The organism is Nocardioides sp. Soil_C_8 (assembly GCF_057656315.1).
On sequence record NZ_JBDGKQ010000003.1, the window covers coordinates 395,069 to 412,929 of the forward strand.

At 72.3% G+C, this 17,861-nt stretch carries 12 protein-coding genes; 8 read left to right on the forward strand and 4 right to left on the reverse strand.

The annotated features are described in order from the left end of the window. Window positions 1-6: 6 nt before the first annotated feature. Complete coding sequence (locus AC3A3L_RS15430) at window positions 7-1,647, forward strand: hypothetical protein (protein ID WP_487640921.1); 1,641 nt, start codon at window positions 7-9, stop codon at window positions 1,645-1,647. Here AC3A3L_RS15430 and AC3A3L_RS15435 read toward each other — a convergent pair. Further along, a complete protein-coding gene (locus tag AC3A3L_RS15435) occupies window positions 1,623-2,807 on the reverse strand; it encodes an acyltransferase family protein (protein ID WP_487640922.1) in 1,185 nt (394 codons plus the stop codon). The two genes, AC3A3L_RS15430 and AC3A3L_RS15435, sit on opposite strands and share 25 nt — an antisense overlap. 131 nt (window positions 2,808-2,938) lie before the next feature. Here AC3A3L_RS15435 and AC3A3L_RS15440 point away from each other — a divergent pair, with 131 nt between their 5' ends. The 4 genes from AC3A3L_RS15440 to AC3A3L_RS15455 are packed head-to-tail and all read left to right on the forward strand — an operon-like array spanning window position 2,939 to window position 8,283. Further along, window positions 2,939-3,823: a PorA family protein gene (locus AC3A3L_RS15440; RefSeq protein WP_487640923.1), complete on the forward strand. Its 885-nt coding sequence runs from the start codon at window positions 2,939-2,941 to the stop codon at window positions 3,821-3,823. A 31-nt stretch (window positions 3,824-3,854) separates the two neighbouring features. Then, entirely contained in the window at window positions 3,855-4,832 is a 978-nt protein-coding gene (locus AC3A3L_RS15445) for an AAA family ATPase (RefSeq protein ID WP_487640924.1), read from the forward strand. Further along, window positions 4,829-6,043, forward strand: coding sequence for a DUF58 domain-containing protein (locus AC3A3L_RS15450; protein WP_487640925.1), 1,215 nt, complete (start codon window positions 4,829-4,831; stop codon window positions 6,041-6,043). Before AC3A3L_RS15445 ends, AC3A3L_RS15450 begins: the two co-directional genes overlap by 4 nt. After that, a complete protein-coding gene (locus AC3A3L_RS15455) occupies window positions 6,040-8,283 on the forward strand; it encodes a transglutaminaseTgpA domain-containing protein (RefSeq protein WP_487640926.1) in 2,244 nt (747 codons plus the stop codon). Before AC3A3L_RS15450 ends, AC3A3L_RS15455 begins: the two co-directional genes overlap by 4 nt. Here AC3A3L_RS15455 and AC3A3L_RS15460 read toward each other — a convergent pair. Further along, on the reverse strand, window positions 8,221-9,039 hold the full coding sequence (locus AC3A3L_RS15460; RefSeq protein WP_487640927.1) for a class I SAM-dependent methyltransferase: 819 nt from the start codon (window positions 9,037-9,039) through the stop codon (window positions 8,221-8,223). The two genes, AC3A3L_RS15455 and AC3A3L_RS15460, sit on opposite strands and share 63 nt — an antisense overlap. Window positions 9,040-9,113: 74 nt before the next feature. Beyond that, window positions 9,114-12,761 carry an Ig-like domain-containing protein gene (locus tag AC3A3L_RS15465; RefSeq protein ID WP_487640928.1) on the reverse strand — a complete coding sequence of 1,216 codons (3,648 nt, stop codon included), beginning with the start codon at window positions 12,759-12,761 and terminating at the stop codon, window positions 9,114-9,116. 218 nt (window positions 12,762-12,979) lie between these two features. Between AC3A3L_RS15465 and AC3A3L_RS15470 the strand changes: the two genes are divergently transcribed. The 3 genes from AC3A3L_RS15470 to AC3A3L_RS15480 all read left to right on the forward strand — a co-directional run bounded on the left by AC3A3L_RS15470 (window position 12,980) and on the right by AC3A3L_RS15480 (window position 16,520). Further along, window positions 12,980-13,882 carry a phosphotransferase family protein gene (locus AC3A3L_RS15470; RefSeq protein WP_487640929.1) on the forward strand — a complete coding sequence of 301 codons (903 nt, stop codon included), beginning with the start codon at window positions 12,980-12,982 and terminating at the stop codon, window positions 13,880-13,882. Window positions 13,883-14,075: 193 nt separating this feature from the next. After that, window positions 14,076-15,557 carry a 30S ribosomal protein S1 gene (rpsA, locus tag AC3A3L_RS15475; protein WP_311290569.1) on the forward strand — a complete coding sequence of 494 codons (1,482 nt, stop codon included), beginning with the start codon at window positions 14,076-14,078 and terminating at the stop codon, window positions 15,555-15,557. A gap of 120 nt (window positions 15,558-15,677) precedes the next feature. Beyond that, window positions 15,678-16,520: a patatin-like phospholipase family protein gene (locus AC3A3L_RS15480; RefSeq protein WP_487640930.1), complete on the forward strand. Its 843-nt coding sequence runs from the start codon at window positions 15,678-15,680 to the stop codon at window positions 16,518-16,520. 4 nt (window positions 16,521-16,524) lie between these two features. Here AC3A3L_RS15480 and AC3A3L_RS15485 read toward each other — a convergent pair whose 3' ends face one another. Next, on the reverse strand, window positions 16,525-17,799 hold the full coding sequence (locus tag AC3A3L_RS15485; protein ID WP_487640931.1) for a class I adenylate-forming enzyme family protein: 1,275 nt from the start codon (window positions 17,797-17,799) through the stop codon (window positions 16,525-16,527). Between the last annotated feature and the right edge of the window lie 62 nt (window positions 17,800-17,861).

Consider the following 17,861-nt stretch of genomic DNA (forward strand, 5'->3'; position numbering starts at 1 on the left):
CGGGCCGTGCTCTACGTCGCGGTCCTGGTCCAGGGCGGAATCGCACTGTGGCTGGGCAGCCGCGGCTGGTTCAGCGGCGACCTGATCCGCTACTACGTCGAGCGAGGTGGCGCGCCCGGCGGCAGCGAGAGCCTCATGCAGCCGCACGCCGCGCACTGGCAGCTCACGCTGATCCTCGGCTACCTGCTGCTCTTCAAGCTGATCGGCCTCACGACCTACGTCCCGTACCTGGCGCTCACCGTGCTGGTGCACCTGGCGCTCGTCCTCGTCATGCACCACCTGCTGCGTCGGCTCGGTGCCGGCCGCGTCGCCGCACTGGCCTCCGCGCTGCTCCTGCTCACCTACGGTGCGGGGTCCGAGGCGTTCCTGGTCGAGGCCCCGGTCGCACTGACCGCGTCCATGCTCCTCGGCGCGATCTCGATCCTCGTGCTGCTCCGCCGCGACCACGACGCGCGCAGCACCGTCATCGCAGCCGTCCTGCTGCTGGTCGGCGTGACGGTGTCCCTTGGCGGGGTCGTGGCGGCGGTGTGGGTAGGGGTCTTCGCGCTCGGACGCGGCTTCTGGCACATGGTGCGCGTCGTCGCGCTCCCGGCCGTGGCATTCCTCGCGTGGTACGCCGTCTGGGGCCGCGGCTCGAGCCGCATCCTGCTCTCGAGGGAAGAGGTGCTGCAGGTCCCGGAGGCGGCCGCGACCCTCCTGACCGCGCCGTTCGACAACGTCTCAGGTGGCTGGGGGGCGGGCCCGGCGCTCGTCGTGGCCGTGGTCCTCGCAGCCGCGTGGCGGGCGCGTGAGCGGCCGCTGCTCGTCCAGGCGACCGTAGCGGGACTCACGGGGGCTGTCTTCCACGCCGTCGTGAGCGCCGTCGCGCAGCTGCCGTACGGGCTGGACCAGGTGACGACCAGTCGCTACCGCTACGTCGTGCTGCTCCTGATGCTGCCCGGCCTGGCCCTGCTGCTCGACGCCGTCGCCTCGCTCGTCGCGGGACGGTTCGACCCCGACCGGCGACGTCCCGCCATGGCCCTGGGGCTCGCGGTGGTCTGCCTGCTGGCGGTCCACGCCAGCCTGGGGCAGTACCGCGTCAGCCGCGGTGTCGCGGAGATCGGTGAGCTCACCAGGACCCACCTCGCCGGCACCATGCTCGCCACCGAGGCCGGGGAGAAGCTGCTGAACGACGCCGTCCGTGGCTCCTACATCAGTGGTGAGGACCTCGCGCGCCTCGCCGAGCCCGACGTGCGCTCCGAGCTGCCCGACCTCGATCCCTCGGGACAGGACCGGCTCGACGCCGAGAGCAACTACTTCGTCACCGTGACCGAGGACGAGCTCGAGCTCGCCCCGCCCGCCGAGGTGGCCACCGACTCCTTCGACCCCGACGTGAGGACCCGAGGTGGGTGCCGTGTCTACCGGGCCACCAACAGCACACCCACCGTGGTGCTGACCAGCTACCTCGGCGCGGGCTTCCGCTTCCGCGGTGGCACCGAGCAGGTCACGACGACCCTGTCGCGTCCCGACGACGGCCGCACGTCGGACTCGATCCAGTGGCGCGTCACCCCGGGGGAGTGGACCTACGTCGCGACGACAGCACAGCTCGCCGACCTCGCCGTGATCTTCGACGGCGGGGGCGACTACACCATCTGCTTCGAGGACTGAGCCGGGTCCGTCGGGTCGGTGGGAGCCGATCGGCTCCGTCCCCAGAACGGGCGGTCCAGCAGCCGCGAGACGTGGCGCTCGAGCAGGTAGTGGGTGGCCACGCACAGGACGGTCAGCACCACCAGCGCGACGAGGGCCCGAGGCGGCCACGCCCAGTCGCTGGTGCGTGCCTCGACCGCGGCGAACGCCGGGTAGTGCCAGACGTAGATGACCAGCGAGTGCCGGCCCAGGAAGCTGAACGGTGCCAGGCGCGTCGAGGTCAGGACGTGGCCCCCCAGGGCGATGGACCCCAGGAGCACGGCGAGGTCGAGCTCGAGCAGCGTGACGCCCCAGTGCAGGAAGCGTTCGTCGTCGGAGCAGAACCACAGCAGGGGAAGCAGGGCGAGGCAGGAGATCGTGCCCGACCAGCTGAGGGCGCGGGGGGTCACCGCGTCGCGCGGCAGGAGCGTCAGGCCGACGCCGAGCAGCATGCCGACGACGACGGCGTCCATGCGGGCCGTGGTCCGCAGGAGCACGTTGATGACCGGCTCGAGCTCGGTCACGTGCATGCGCCACCAGGTGAGCAGGAGGAGGAGGCCCCCCAGTGTCGCGACCTGCGCTGCCGGGCTCCGGCGCACGAGGTAGAGGACCAGGGTGAGCGCCACGAAGGCCTGCATGTCGACCGAGAGGTACCAGAGGTGCCCGAGGTCCCAGCGTGAGTCCGCGCTGTCCGTCTGCAGGTACCAGTTCCAGGTGTAGGTGAAGATGTGGAACATGCTCTTGGCGTTGGTGCTGCTCGGGGTCGGGTCGTCGACGAGGGCCGACGCGAGCACGACCAGGGGCACCGCGACCAGGACCACCGGGGCGACGCGGACGACGCGGCGCACGATGCTCACCAGCGGCCGCATCCCGTCGGGCCCGCGGTGGGTGAGCGAACGGTGCACGAGGAAGCCGGTGACGACGAAGAACACCGTCACGGCGAAGTTGCCGCTGCGGAAGAGCGGACGCACCCACGGCGTGTCGTCGATGGTGTCGATGGGCCACAGGATCCAGCCGTGCGAGAGCACGACGACGATGATCGCGAACCCCCGCAGGCAGTCCATCGCGGCGAGTCGCCGGCGGACCGGGACGGCGCCGGCGGCCTCGCTCGGGGCGGGTTCGCCGGTGGTGGTGACGGCCATGGGGCGGACTCTAACCCGCCTCGGCGGGCCGTGATCCGACGTCGCGAAACTCGGTTCCACGATTGGCTACCCATTGGTCACTTCGCTGCTAGAGTCGCCCCGACTTGTGGGCGACCGGGAGGAATTTCGCTATGCGTAAGGGCTTGGGCATCGGCTTGACGGTGCTGGGAGCGTTCTTGGTCGCCTTGGCGATCCTCGCCCAGTTCTGGGCTCCCGGGCAGCTGATGAAGACCCCTCTCGACACCGACAGCACCACGCTCCTCGACGGGACGGCGGAGCTCTCCAACGGTGACGGCGGCACGGACGAGTTCCCGGTCAAGGCCTTCAGCGTGACCCACGCCGACTCCGAGCGCTCCGACTCCGACGTCATCGTCTTCCAGAACTCCAGCTGCCTGGTCAAGGACGAGGGCGACATCGACGAGTGCGTCAGCGCCGACGACCCGCAGGAGCGCCTCATCTCCGCGAGCACCGACGACTTCGCGACGGACCGCCGCACCGCGGAGGCCGTCGACGACCCGCAGTACCTCCCGCCGAGCGCGGAGGCGAAGGAGGGCCTGGTCAACAAGTGGCCCTTCGAGGCGGAGAAGAAGGACTACCAGTACTGGGACGGCTACGCCGGCCAGGCAGTCGACGCCACGTACGACCGCACCGCGGACGTCGACGGCCTCGAGGTCTACGTCTACAAGATCTCCGTCTCCGACGCGCCGATCGAGCTGAGCGACGGGGTGCCGGGCACGTACTCGACCGAGCGTGAGATCTGGATCGACCCAACCACGGGCGCGATCATCAACCAGTTCGAGACCCAGGACCGCCTCGACGAGGACGGCAACACCTTCCTGTCGCTGGACTACGGCTTCACCGACGAGCAGATCGCGGGCAACGCCGAGGACGCCAAGTCCAACTCGAGCTCGCTGAACCTGGTGACCAAGACGGTGCCGCTGATCGGTTGGATCGTCGGCATCCCCGCCCTGCTCATCGGCATCGCGCTGCAGCTCATGCGTCGCCGCTCCGCCTGAGACGACCTCGAGAGGCAGTTCCTCGAAACGCATGTCTGACATCGCGACCGTCCACACCGACGACGTCCGGTGGTACGCCGACACGTTCGGGCGGGTGGTCGACAACGTCGAGTCGGCCGTCCTCGGCAAGCGGCACGTCGTACGCCTGGCCCTCACGTGCCTGGTCTCCGGCGGACACCTGCTGGTCGAGGACGTGCCGGGCACCGGCAAGACCATGCTGGCGCGTGCCCTGGCGAAGTCGCTGGACTGCTCGTTCGCGCGGATCCAGTTCACCCCCGACCTGCTCCCGTCCGACGTCACCGGCGTCACGGTCTACGACCAGGCGCACGGCAACTTCTCGTTCCACGCCGGGCCGATCTTCCACAGCGTCGTCCTCGCCGACGAGATCAACCGAGCCTCGCCGAAGACGCAGTCGGCGCTGCTCGAGGTCATGGAGGAGGGCCACGTCACCGTCGACGGGCAGACGCACGACGTCGGCCGCCCCTTCATGGTGATCGCCACGCAGAACCCGATCGAGCAGGCGGGCACCTACCAGCTGCCCGAGGCGCAGCTCGACCGGTTCCTGATGCGCACCAGCGTCGGACACCCCGATGCCGAGTCGACGGAGGCACTCCTCGCCGAGTCGCGCGTGCGTGACCGCGCGGCCGGGCTCGGTCCCGTCATCGGGACCAGGGAGATCGACCAGATGACGCAGCTGGCCGACATGGTGCACGTCGACCGGGCGATCATCCGCTACGTCCGCGAGCTCACCGAGGCGTCCCGTGACGTGCCCGACGTCCGGATCGGGCTGTCCACGCGCGGGTCGCTCGCCTGGATCCGCGCTGCGAAGGCGTGGGCCATGGCCGAGGGCCGTGGTCACGTCGTGCCCGAGGACGTCGCGACGCTGGCCCGCCCCGTGCTGGGGCACCGGCTGCTGATGGCGCACGGCGCCGCGTTCGGCGGGGTGACGGCGGACGAGGTCGTCGACGGCCTGCTCGCCCGGGTCCCCGTTCCGCGCGATCGAGCGTGAGCCCGCGGCCTGCCCCGACCGCCCGCGGCGCGATGGCCCGGTCGTGGGCCGTGATGGGCGCTCCGCTGCGGATGCTCACCCCGTTGGGACGCAGCGTGCTGCTCGCGGGCGTGGTGCTCACGGTGCTCGCGCTCTGGCTCAACTGGCAGGAGTTCGTCCAGCTCGGCCTGGTCGCCTTCGGCCTGCTGCTCGTCGGGTTCCTGTGGCAGGTCCTGCCCGGGACGCCGACCACCACCGTCGAGCTGCGACCAAGCCGGGTGGTGGAGGGGAGCGGGACGACGCCCGTGGCCACGGTCCACCTGCGGGCGGGCGCCACGCCGATGCTGTCGCCCAAGCTCACGGTCCCGGTGGGGCGGCGGGAGGTGGGCCTGCGACTGCCGTTCGTCTCGCCGTTCGCCCACCGCGCTCAGGGCGTGCCGCTGCCGCCGATGCCCCGTGGCGTGCACACCGTCGGTCCGGTCGCCTACGAGAAGACCGATCCCGTCGGCCTGGTGAGCCGGCGGTTCACGTCCGGCACCGCCCTCGAGCTGTTCGTCGCGCCGCGCGTGACCCAGCTGTCGCTCTTCGCCGGAGGGCTCACCAACGACCTCGACGGTGCGACCAGCCAGCAGCTGTCGATGAGCGACCTCGCCTTCCACGCGCTGCGCGAGTACGTCCCCGGCGACGACCTGCGTCACGTGCACTGGCGTTCGTCGGCCAAGGCGGGCGAGCTGCTCGTGAGGCAGTACCACGAGACCCGACGCGGTCACGTGACGATCCTCGTCGACGACCACCGCGCGTCGTACCGTCGGTTGCGAGACTTCGAGCTCGCGGTCTCGGTGGCGACCTCGATCGCCCTCCGCGCCGTGCGTGACGACTTCGACACCGACCTCCGCTGCGGACCGCACGCCGCGCGTGGCAGGAGCGCCGAGGCCGTGACCGACGCCGCCTGCCGGTTCGTCGCGGAAGGAGCGGACGACTACCTCCAGCGCGCGGCGGACGCCGCCGGAGCGGTGGCGGGCACCGGTCTGGTCGTGCAGGTGACCGGGTCGGCGCGTGACAGCCTGGAGCTCGACGCCGCTGCCCGCCGCTTCGACCAGGGCGCCGACTGGCTGGTGGTGCGCGCGGACAGCGAGGGCGACTCACGGGTGACGGACTCCCCGCGGCTGCGGGAGCTGGTCGTGTCCGACCTGTCGCGGCTGCGTGAGCTCCTGGCGCGGGGACTGCGATGAGTGGCTCACGGGCCGAGGAGCGCCGCGCCCGCTGGCACCGGGTGGTCGACAGCGTCGTGGTCTTCACGTCCATCGCGATGGTCCTCACGCTCCTGGACGAGAGCTTCTGGTCGCGCGACTACCTGGTCGCCGGCCTCGTCCCGGTCGTCGTGCTGCTCGCCCTCGCCTGGTGGCTGCGCCGGTTCCAGGACGGCGTGTGGATCTACTCCGTCGTCGCCCTGCTCGCCTACGCCCCCCTCGGTGCCCTCGTCGCGCTCCGACGTCCGGGTCCGTGGATCGCGCCGACGCTCGACACGATGACCCGCGTGCTCGGCGACACCTTCACCGCGCCGCGACTGTTCGTCAGCACCCTCCCTCCGGTGGAGGCGTCCGGGACCCTGATGCTGCTGCCCTACGCGATCGGGTTCGCGGCCGCGGCTCCTGCTGCCTGGCTGGCGCTCTGCACGAAGCGGCCGCTGGCGCCCGCGGTGCCCGTCATCGCCGCGCTCGGGGTGACCATCCCGGTCGCCGTGCTCGTCCCGGACTACTACATCGCGCGCGGCGCCGTCCTCAGCGTCGTGCTGCTGGCGTGGGTCGCCAGTCGTGGCCGCCGCGCCGAGGCGCTCGTCGTGGCCCGGCGCGGGGGCCTGCTCGCGACCGTGGCAGCCGTGGCAGTCGTGGCGGTCGTGTCCGGCCTGACCAGCCTGCTGGTGCCCGACGACGACCAGACCGAACGGGTCCGGCTGGAGCCAGCGGGCAACACCCAGGTGGTGTCCGACGCCGCGGAGTCGATCGTCCCGAGCGGCGCCGCACGCACGGAGCTCTTCAGGGTCACGGGTGCTCCCGACGGTGCCCGGCTGCGATTCGGCACGCTCGACCTGTACGACGGCGAGGCGTGGGTGCCCGCCGAGGAGTCGCCGGGTGCGGGTTCCGCCGGCACCTTCCGGCGGATCGGCAGGGAGGTGGAGGCGCTGCACGACGGTCCCGAGGTGCAGATGCGGGTGCGCATCTCGCCGGGCTACGTCAGTGACTGGCTGCCGCTGCTCGGTGACCTGACCGCGCTGGACCTCGACTACCGCGACGGACGCACGCAGATCGACGAGGTCCGCTACAACCAGGCTACCGGGAGCGCCGTAGTGGTCGGGGGAGTGGACCCGCGCGACGACTACACGCTCACGGCGGTCCTGCCACCCGACCGGCTGGGTGACGGAGCCACCATGACCGCGACGGACGAGCAGCGCCAGCCCGCAGGGGCCTTCCTCGACCAGTTCCTCGTCCCCTTCGACCGGCCGGAGCTCGCACCGCTCCAGCGCGTGCTGCTGCTCGCGCGCTACCTGCGGCAGAACGGCGAGGTGCGGGTGACCGGTGGCTCGTCGCAGAAGCCCGTCGACCTCGGCCTGCGGCTCCTGGGCGCCGACCGCATCGCGGCGACGACGTTCCAGTACTCCGCCGTCACGGCGCTCGGTGCGTCCCGGCTGGGTGTCCCGGCTCGCGTGGTGGTGGGCGCGGCGCCCGGCCGCCGCGGCGTCGTCACCCAGGGTGACGTGATGTCGTGGGTCGAGCTCCAGCTCGCCGACGGGACGTGGGCCACGCTCGAGCCCGACCGCTACACCGGCGTGCACCCCTACTCCGAGGAGGAGTCCGAGGACGACCGGATCGGTGCGACGTCCTGGGTGAAGGACGAGCTCGAGCTCGACGAGGACGAGATCAAGATCCCGAAGGGCGCCGACATCGAGCTGTCCCCGGACGCCGTCATCGAGGAGGAGCCAGACCCCTGGCCAGTCGTCGGTCTCGGCGCCCTCGGCCTGGCAGCCCTGGCGCTCCTCGCCCTGCTCGCGGTTCCCGGCGCCAAGGTGCTGAGGCGCTCGCGACGGCGGCACACCTCGTCGTGGTCGCAGCTGTACGTCAACGGCTGGCAGGAGGTGCTCGACGCGGCCCTCGACCTCGGTACGCCGGTGCCGGACGGGTGGAGCCGCCTCGCCCAGGCGACGGAGCTCGGGGCGGGGCGTGACCTCGCCCGGCAGGCGGACGACGCGGTCTTCGCGCCCGTCGCGCCTCCCGCCGAGCAGGGCCGGGCGTTCTGGGACGCCTGCCAGGACCTGCGGCGCGAGCTGCTCGGGAGGGCCGGCGCGCGCCGTCGGGCCTGGTCCCACCTCAACCCGTCGTCCCTCGTCTCGGGCTGGGCCCGCGGCCGGCGGTCAGCCCGGCAGGTGCGCCACGAAGATCGCGGTGCCCGGCGTCAGCACGCCGCGGGTGCGTGACCAGCCGCCCCACACCCGGTCGTGGTGCTCGGGCCACTCCGGCTCGACGAGGTCGACGAGCCTGAAGTCGGCGGCCGCGAGGAGTCGTACCCAGTCGCCGAGCGTGCGGTGGTGCTCGACGTAGGAGACGACGCCGCTCGCGTCGTCGACCTCGACGTAGGGCGTGCGGTCCCAGTAGGACTGCGTCGCGGTGAGGCCGGCCTCACCGGGGTCGTCGGGGAACATCCAGCGTGTCGGGTGGGTGACGGAGAAGGCGAAGCGACCCCCCGGCCGCAGCACGCGGGCCACCTCGGCGACCGCGACGTCGATGTCGCTCACGAACTGCAGCGCGCCGAACGAGCAGAAGACGACGTCGAAGCTCTCGGCGGGGAAGGGGAGGGCGGTCGCGGTGCCGCGGACGGATGGCACGGCCACGCCTGTCTCCGCGTCGAGGCGCAACGAGTGCTGCAGCTGGCGGTGGGAGAGGTCGAGGCCGAAGCCGCGGCCGCCATGGGTGCGGACCCAGCGTGAGCACTGCCCGGCGCCGCTGCCCACCTCCAGAACGTCGAGGCCGGTCACGTCGCCGAGGACGCCGAGCTCGTCCTCGGTGTGGCCCTCGGGGCCCCAGACGAAGCCGGCGTCACCGAGGAACGCTCCGTGCGTGGCCTGGTACTCGTCGGCGTAGCGATCCCAGTCCGGGCCGTTGGCGCTGCGTGACTCGCGCTCGGAGACGGGGCGCCGCTCGACCCGCACGGACTGCGGCAGGTGATCCTCCACCCCCGGAGCGTAATGGTGCCGGTGCACCGGGCGTGCGACCGCCCGGTGCACCGGCACCCCAGGGGTGCGACTCGTCAGCCGGTCCCGAGGGAGCCGGAGGCCGTCCGGCCCTCGCGGACCCGCGGATCGCGCGGTCCAGAGCGCCAGTCGGCGGGGTTCGAACGGGCGCGGACCTCGGCGCCGTCGCTCACGCCGCCGCGGTCGGTGTCGCACTTCGTCGGGTCGGTGCGGTCACGGCCGAACCGCTTGTTGGCCTTGCCGGTGATCTCCACCTCGTCCTTCAGCCCGTCGCGGTCGGTGTCCTTCCTGGTGGGGTCGGTCCGCGTCTGGCCGATCCTGAACGACTTCTGCTTCGTCCGGACCTTCTGCTTGATCTTGACGCCCCTGACCTCCGTGCCGTCGGACAGTCCGTCCTTGTCGGTGTCCGCTTCCAGCGGGTCGGTCCGCACGAGGATGGCCGTGCGCGCCTTCCTGCCGCAGACCTCGAAGCGCTCCTTGATGCGCACGCCCGCGACCTCGCGGCCGTCCGTGATCCGGTCGTCGTCGGTGTCGCGGTCCTTCGGGTCGGTCCCGTGGACGCCGATCTCGCCACCGTCGGAGAGGCCGTCGCTGTCGGTGTCCGCGTCCAGCGGGTCGGTGCCGGTGGTCGTGACCTCCTGGCCGTCGGTGAGGCCGTCGCCGTCGGTGTCGGGGTCGGTCGGGGTGGTGCCGATCTGACCTTCCTGCTGGTCCGGGAGGCCGTCACCGTCGGCATCACCGGGCGCCGCCACCACGGTGAACGTCACCGTGTCGGCCTCGCTCTCGCCGCCGCCCCCGGTCTGGGTTGCCGAGACGGTGTGGGCGCCCGCCGGGAGGAGCACGCTCGAGGAGCACGACCACTGACCGTCGGCGCCGACCTCGGCGGTGCACAGGACGGTCGTGCCCTCGCGGACGGTGACCGTCCGGCCGGGCTCGCCGGTGCCCGAGATGGTGGGCGTCGTGTCCTGGACCGTCGCGCCCTGAGCAGGCGAGGTGATGTCCGGCGCGCCCGGGACGTCCGCGTCGCCGCCGCCGGCAGCGATGGTGAACGTCGTGGTGTCGGTCGCGGTGTTGCCGGCCTCGTCCCGCGCGGTGACCGTCAGCGTGTTCGGGCCGGGCGGGAGCGGCAGGGTCGGGGTGCACGACCAGACGCCCGTGGGGGCGACGTCGGCCGAGCAGACCGGCAGCCCGTCCCGGGTGACCGCAACGCGGGCACCCGGCTCTCCGTCACCGCTGACGACGGGGCGGAGGTCCTGCGTCGTCGTGCCGTCGGCGGGGGTGAGCACCTCGACACGGGTGGTGGTGTCGACCTCGACGTTGACGGTGTCGGCATCCGAGGTGTTGCCAGCATCGTCGGTCGCCGTCGCACTGTAGGTGTCCTCGCCGTCAGGCAGGGGCTGCTCGGGGGAGCAGCTCCAGGCGCCGGTGAGGGGTGCCGCGTCGGCGGTGCAGACCTGGTTGCCGTCGGAGTCCTCCACGGTGACGGTCGAGCCGGGCTCGGCCGTGCCCGAGAACTCCGGGGTGGCGTCGTTGGTCGGCTCGCCGTCCGCTGGGGCCAGGATGACCGGAGCAGCGGGGGGAGTTGTGTCGCCGCCGTCGAGGTCGATGGTGAACGTCGTCTCCCCGGTGGCCGTGTTGCCTGCCTCGTCGGTCGCGGTCGCCACGAACGTGTGTGCGCCGGGAAGCAGCGGCAGCAGCGGTGAGCAGCTCCAGTCGCCGCTGGGCCGGACGGTGGTGCTGCAGACCGGAAGGCCGTTCTCCGTGACGACGATGGAGGCACCAGCCTCGCCCGTGCCCGAGGCCTCGGGAGTGAGGTCGTCGGTCGTGGAGCCGTCGGCCGGGGTCGTGAGCGTCACGGCGGTGGCCGTGTCGACCTCGAAGGTGACGGTGTCGGGCTCCGAGGTGTTGCCGGCGTTGTCGGTCGCGGTCGCGGAGTAGGTGTCCTCGCCGTCGGGCAGCGGCTGCTCGGGCGAGCAGCTCCAGGCGCCGGTGAGGGGTGCCGCGTCGGCGGTGCAGACCTGGTTGCCGTCGGAGTCCTCCACGGTGACGGTCGAGCCGGGCTCGGCGGTCCCGGAGAACTCCGGTGTCGCGTCGTCGGTGGGCTCGCCGTCGGCCGGGGTCAGGATGACCGGGGCGTCCGGGGCGGTGGTGTCACCGCCGTCGGGCGCGACGGTGAACGTCGTGGTCGCGGTATCGGTGTTGCCCGCCTCGTCCTCGGCGGTCGCGGTCAGGGTGTGCCCGCCAGCGCTCAGCGGCGCTGCGGGGGTGCAGCTCCAGCTGCCACCTTCACCGACCGTGGTGGCGCAGACCTCGCTGCCACCCTCTGTCACCACGATCGTGGCGCCGGGCTCGCCCGTGCCCGAGACGGTGGGCGTGGTGTCGTCGGTGGTCGAGCCGGTGGCCGGGGTCTCGATCGTGACCGTCGTGGCGGTGTCGACCTCGAAGGTCACGGTGTCCTCGGGCGAGGTGTTCCCCGCCTCGTCGGTGGCGGTCGCGGTGAAGGTGTCCTCGCCGTCGGGCAGGGGCTGCGCAGGTGAGCAGCTCCACGCCCCGCCGGGACCGTCGGCGACGTCGGTGCAGACCTCGTTGCCCTCGGAGTCCTCGACGACGACGGTGGAGCCGGGCTCGGCGGTGCCGGAGAACTCCGGGGTGGCGTCGCCGACGATGTCGCCGTCGGCGGGGGCCTCGATGACCGGTGCGGCCGGGGCCTCCTCGTCGACGGCCGGGCACTCCACGCCGCCCTCGGGTGCGGTGGCCTCGACCGACATCGGCGCGATGTCGAGATCGACGCTGGCGGCGTCGAGGATCCCGACGTCCAGCACGTCGAGGGAGATGCTGAGGAACGCGTCGGTGGACGCCGCGCCAGTGGCGCCGGTCGACTGGTCCTGCGCCGGTCGCACGGAGACGGTGAGGTCGGCCAAGGCGCCGAGGACGCCCAGGTTGATCTCCCGGCTGTCGCCGGGCAGGAGGTCGATCGTGGTGCCGCCTGCGGTGACCGAGACCGATGGCGGGTTCGAGTACGACGCGGTGCCGGTCGTGCCGTCCGAGCGGGCCTCGAGCACGACCGGGTTGGCGACGTCGATGGCGACGGCACCGCCGAGCAGGCCGATGTCGCCGATCGTGGTGGTCGACCGGGAGACGACGTCGGAGCCGTCCGTGCCGTCGTCGTCCAGGAACGTGCGGGTCCGGGTGTCCGAAGCGCGGACGTCTGCGAGCCTGCCCAGGCCGGGCAGGCTCGCGAGGGTGAGCCCTGCCAGGGTGGTCTGTGCGTCGGACAGGACGCGCTCACCGTCGGCGTTGGCCGGGACGCACGTGGCGGGGTCGTCGGAGAACGCGGCCTGCGTGTCGCCCTCAATCGTGCCCACGTCGATCACCGGAGCCAGGTTCACCGCGAGGAGCTCCTGGGCGGGCGGGTTCGCGCTGGGCGGCGCGGTGACCTCCTGCTCGCCGAGGGCGAGGCCGGTGCCGAGGAGGTTCCCGTCGAGGTTCGCCGAGACGGCGCTGCTGGTGCCGCTGGCGGCGGTGCTCGCGACCGTGCTGCGGCTGTGACCGACCTGGACGCCCGCGAGGTCCAGGGTGAGCAGGTCGACGTCGAGGTCGACGATGTCGGCGTGCGCCGCGGCGCCGTAGGCCGCGGGAAGCGGCGTGGCGACGGCCTGCTCCTGGGTGAGACCCAGCAACGAGCCGGGCAGCGCGACGGCCATGACGGCGGCCGCTGCTCTCGTGGACCGGCGCCTGGACCGGTGCGGTGACGGATGCATCTGGTGTTCCCCCTTGTGTGGTGCGGACCCCTCCCAGGCCCACGCGTAGGTGACATGGCTGCTACAGGAGCAACGAAGTACCCACAATTGGGTAACGCATGTCCAGGTCTCACCGGCCCCCCGAGATCGACCTCGGGCTGCGGCGGTGGAACCATCCGGGCATGAGCGAGCTGGGACCGGTGCTGAGGCCGCTGGAGGGCGGCCACTCGGGCCGCACGTTCCTCGGGGAGGTCGGCGGCGAGCGCGCCGTCGTACGCCTCTATCCACCCGACGACCCTCGCGGCGACGCGGCACCCGAGGTGGACCAGGCCGTGCTGCGGCTGGTGCGCGGGCTCCTGCCCGTTCCAGACGTCCTGGAGGTGCGACGTGCCGACGCCGCGGCGGGCCGGCCGGGGCTGCTGGTGACGTCGTGGCTGCCGGGGGAGCGCGGCGACCTCGTGGTGGCCACGCTCTCCACGGCCGGGGACCACGAGGGTCTCGCTCGATTGGGAGCGAGCACCGGCACGGTCGCCGCCGCGCTGGCGGGGATGCCGATGCTGCACCCGGGCCCCTTCGTGGACGCCGAGCTGACCGTGGGCGCCTTCCCGGGCGGCGGTCTCGACGAGTGGGTGGCCTCACGCCTGTCGCAGTGGCCGGCGTCCGAGCGCGGTGCGCTGACGGAGGTCGCCCGGTGCGCGCAGGACCTGCTCGACACCCAGCGCCGTACCTGCCTGGTGCACAGTGACCTCAACCCGAAGAACCTGCTCGTCGACCCCGCGACCCTCGAGGTGACCGGCGTCCTCGACTGGGAGTTCGCCCATGCGGGCCACCCGTGGACCGACCTGGGCAACCTGCTGCGGTTCGAGCGGGAGCCGTCCTACGTGGCGGGTGTCCTCGGCGCCTGGGTCGCCCGGCACGGGGGAGCGACGGACGCGTTGCTCGACGGTGCTCGCGCCGCCGACCTCTGGGCGCTCGCCGACCTCGCCGCCAGGTCGGGCGAGAACCCGGTGGCCGACCGAGCGGCGGCCCTCCTCCGGGCCGTGGCCCGGACCGGCGACACGCACGCCGAGCCCCGTGGCTCGTAGCATCCTGCCGGTTGGACGCGGGAGGTCACGCACGCGTACGCTTGGGTGTTGCGCCAGTCGTCTGCCCGGCTTCCATACCGAGCGAACCAGGGCTCGCCGCGTCACCGCCCGTGATCTGTCACCGTCGGGGCCAGTGAAACAGACAGCTGCACGCGTCCGCACGACTCCATCCATCCAAGGAAATTCCTTCCATATGACGAGCACGCTCTCCACTCTTCCGGACTACGACGCCCCGCAGGTGGCGGTCAACGACATCGGGTCGGAAGAGGACTTCCTCGCGGCGATCGACGCGACGATCAAGTACTTCAACGACGGCGACATCGTCGACGGCACCATCGTCAAGGTGGACCGCGACGAGGTCCTCCTCGACATCGGCTACAAGACCGAGGGCGTCATCCCCTCGCGCGAGCTGTCCATCAAGCACGACGTCGACCCCAACGAGGTCGTTTCCGTGGGCGACAAGGTCGAGGCCCTGGTCCTCCAGAAGGAGGACAAGGAAGGCCGTCTGATCCTGTCCAAGAAGCGCGCCCAGTACGAGCGCGCCTGGGGCACCATCGAGCAGGTCAAGGAGGAGGACGGCGTCGTCGAGGGCACCGTCATCGAGGTCGTCAAGGGCGGCCTCATCCTCGACATCGGCCTGCGCGGCTTCCTGCCCGCCTCGCTCGTGGAGATGCGTCGCGTCCGCGACCTGCAGCCCTACGTCGGCCAGACGCTCGAGGCCAAGATCATCGAGCTCGACAAGAACCGCAACAACGTGGTCCTGTCGCGCCGCGCCTGGCTCGAGCAGACCCAGTCCGAGGTCCGCCACGGCTTCCTGACCCAGCTGCAGAAGGGCCAGATCCGCAAGGGTGTCGTGTCCTCGATCGTCAACTTCGGTGCGTTCGTGGACCTCGGCGGCGTCGACGGCCTCGTGCACGTCTCGGAGCTGTCCTGGAAGCACATCGACCACCCGTCCGAGGTCGTCGCCGTGGGTGACGAGGTCACCGTCGAGGTCCTCGACGTGGACATGGACCGCGAGCGTGTCTCCCTGTCGCTGAAGGCGACGCAGGAGGACCCGTGGCAGCACTTCGCCCGCACCCACCAGATCGGCCAGATCGTGCCGGGCAAGGTCACCAAGCTGGTGCCCTTCGGCTCGTTCGTCCGCGTCGAGGAGGGCATCGAGGGCCTGGTGCACATCTCCGAGCTCGCCGAGCGTCACGTCGAGATCCCCGAGCAGGTCGTCCAGGTCAACGACGACGTCATGGTCAAGATCATCGACATCGACCTCGAGCGTCGCCGGATCTCGCTGTCGCTCAAGCAGGCCAACGAGACCGCTGCCGCCGCCGACGTGGAGGAGTTCGACCCCACGCTCTACGGCATGACCGCGACCTACGACGAGCAGGGCAACTACGTCTACCCCGAGGGCTTCGACCCCGAGACGGGCGAGTGGCTCGAGGGCTTCGACGAGCAGCGTGCGATCTGGGAGGACCAGTACGCCAAGGCGCACGCCCGCTGGGAGGCGCACGTCAAGCAGCAGGAGGAGGCCAAGCAGGCCGAGGTCGAGGCCGGCGAGGCCACGTCGTACTCCTCCGGTGGCGACGCAGCGGCCGAGACCGGTGGGGACACCGGCGGTTCGCTCGCCTCCGACGAGGCGCTGCAGGCGCTTCGCGAGAAGCTGACCGGCGGCTCCAACTGATCCGCTGATCGACACGTAGCATCCAGCAGCACCACGACGGCCCGCCGGGGAGACCCGGCGGGCCGTCGTCGTCCCCGCGTGTCGGCACGTCGTCAGGGCCGGTCCGATAGAACTGGGCCCATGACAGGACGCGGAACGTCGGCACTGGTGCTCGGCGGCGGGGGCATCACCGGGATCGCCTGGGAGCTCGGGGTCCTCACCGGGCTGGCGCGGGCCGGGATCGACCTGACCGGGGCCGACATCGTCGTGGGCACCTCCGCCGGGTCGGTCGTGGGCGCGCAGGTGACCAACGGCCTGCCGCTCGAGGAGCTCTACGCCGCCCAGCTCGAGCCCGCCGACGCCGAGCTCGGCGGCCGGCTCTCCCGCATCGCCGCGCTCAAGCTCGTCCCGCCCTACGTGCTGCCCGGGACCGGCCGCGACAAGCTGGCCCGGGTGGGCCGGGTCGCCCACGCGTCCCACGCCCCGGGGAGCGTCGACCGCGAGGGCGTCATCCGCGCCCGGCTCCCGGTCCACGACTGGCCGGACCGCGACCTGCGCATCACGGCCGTCGACACCGCCAGCGGAGAGTTCGCCGTGTTCCGGCCCGACTCGGGGGTGGACCTGGTGGCGGCCGTCGCCGCCAGCTGCGCCGTCCCCACCGTGTGGCCGCCCGTGCAGATCGACGGCCGCACCTACATGGACGGCGGCATGCGGTCCACGGCCAACGTCGACGTGGCCGCCGGTGCCGAGCGGGTCGTCGTGCTCGCCCCGCTCCCGCGCTCGGTGAGCAAGAAGGTGTCCATCCGCGCCCAGCTCGAGCGCGTGGGGCCGCGCGCCTGGTCGGTCGTGACGCCGGACGCCGACGCGCTTGCCGCGTTCGGCCGCAACCTGCTCGACCCGGCGAAGCGCGCCGTCGCGGCCGAGGCGGGCCTGCGCCAGTCCCGCGACCTCGTCGACCAGGTCGGCCCGGTCTGGGACGCCTGACCCGTCAGAGCACGCGGGGCAGGGCGTCGCGCCGTACCTTGCCGGTGGCGGTCATCGGCAGGTCGGGCACGCGCACGTAGTCCTTGGGACGCTTGGCCGGCGCCAGCACCTCCCGCGCGTGCGAGCGGAGCGCGTCGGTCGTGACGTCGCCGACGACGGCGGCGCACACGCGCTGGCCCCAGTCGGGGTCGGGGACGCCGAAGACAGCGACGTCGACGACGCCGGTGACCTCGCGCAGCGCGTTCTCGACCTCGAGCGGGTAGACGTTGACCCCGCCGGTGATGATCAGGTCGGTGCGTCGCCCGTCGAGGTGGAGGTAGCCGTCGGCGTCGACGGTCCCGACGTCGCCGACCGTGAACGCAGGCCCGTCCGGCGTCTCCCGCCACGCGGCGGCGGTCTTCTCGGGCGCGCCGAGGTAGGTGAACCGGGCGTGCTCCGGCACGGCGCACCAGATGCGCCCGTCGTCGTCGGTGGACAGGATCCGGCCGGGGCGTGCGCGGCCCACCGTGCCGGGGCGGCGCAGCCACTCCTCGGAGCGGCAGGCGGTGAACTGGCCCTCGGTCGAGCCGTAGAACTCCCACGTCGACCCGTCGGGGAACAGCTCGACCAGCCGACGCTTGACCGGCGCGGGACACGGGGCGCCGGCGTGCGCCACGAGGCGGAACGACGACAGGTCGGGCACGCCGACGGCGTCCCAGTGCGTGAAGAGCCGCTGGAGGTGCGTCGGGACGCAGAACATCGTGGTCGGGCGCTCGCGCTCGATCGCTGCCGTGACCACCGCGGGGTCGAACTTCCCCGGCACCACGATGCGGCCGCCGGCGAGCAGGGTGCCGGTCGCGAAGCGCAGCGGCGCCGAGTGGTGCAGCGGGCTGAGCACCAGGTTGACGTCGTCGGGGGCGAACCCCCACAGGTCCCGCTCCTCGGCGACGAGCGCCGCGGCGGCCGGCTGCGGGAGCAGCCCGGACCAGACGCCCTTCGGGGTCCCGGTCGTGCCGCTGGTGCAGTGGATCGGCCGGCCGAGGGGCAGCGAGCGGGACCGTCCCGGGCGGGACGCGAGCAACTGGTCGACCTGTGCCTGCGAGGTCACGAGCAGGTCGGGAGCGATCGGCTCGAGGATGCGGTCGCGCTCGGCCTCGGTGAGCGCGGGGTCGAGCGGGACGGGGAAGACGCCGTCGGCGAGCAGCGTGAGCACCAGGTCGACGTACGCCGGCGAGCCGGGGAGCAGCAGCGCCACCCGGTCACCGGCGACGAGCCTGTCACCCCCGCCGGCTCCGACCATGGACGCATTGTGCCTGCGCCCGCACCCGCCGGGGACACCGGCGGGTGCGGGAGTGAGTGCTC

What these genes read in the sequence shown, in the direction of transcription:
- AC3A3L_RS15470 (WP_487640929.1), top strand. Translation starts at nt 12,980, where the DNA reads ATGAGCGAGCTGGGACCGGTGCTGAGGCCGCTGGAGGGCGGCCACTCG.
- AC3A3L_RS15485 (WP_487640931.1), bottom strand. Translation starts at nt 17,799, where the DNA reads ATGGTCGGAGCCGGCGGGGGTGACAGGCTCGTCGCCGGTGACCGGGTG.
- AC3A3L_RS15455 (WP_487640926.1), top strand. Translation starts at nt 6,040, where the DNA reads ATGAGTGGCTCACGGGCCGAGGAGCGCCGCGCCCGCTGGCACCGGGTG.
- rpsA (WP_311290569.1), top strand. Translation starts at nt 14,076, where the DNA reads ATGACGAGCACGCTCTCCACTCTTCCGGACTACGACGCCCCGCAGGTG.
- AC3A3L_RS15440 (WP_487640923.1), top strand. Translation starts at nt 2,939, where the DNA reads ATGCGTAAGGGCTTGGGCATCGGCTTGACGGTGCTGGGAGCGTTCTTG.
- AC3A3L_RS15480 (WP_487640930.1), top strand. Translation starts at nt 15,678, where the DNA reads ATGACAGGACGCGGAACGTCGGCACTGGTGCTCGGCGGCGGGGGCATC.
- AC3A3L_RS15465 (WP_487640928.1), bottom strand. Translation starts at nt 12,761, where the DNA reads ATGGCCGTCGCGCTGCCCGGCTCGTTGCTGGGTCTCACCCAGGAGCAG.
- AC3A3L_RS15445 (WP_487640924.1), top strand. Translation starts at nt 3,855, where the DNA reads ATGTCTGACATCGCGACCGTCCACACCGACGACGTCCGGTGGTACGCC.
- AC3A3L_RS15435 (WP_487640922.1), bottom strand. Translation starts at nt 2,807, where the DNA reads ATGGCCGTCACCACCACCGGCGAACCCGCCCCGAGCGAGGCCGCCGGC.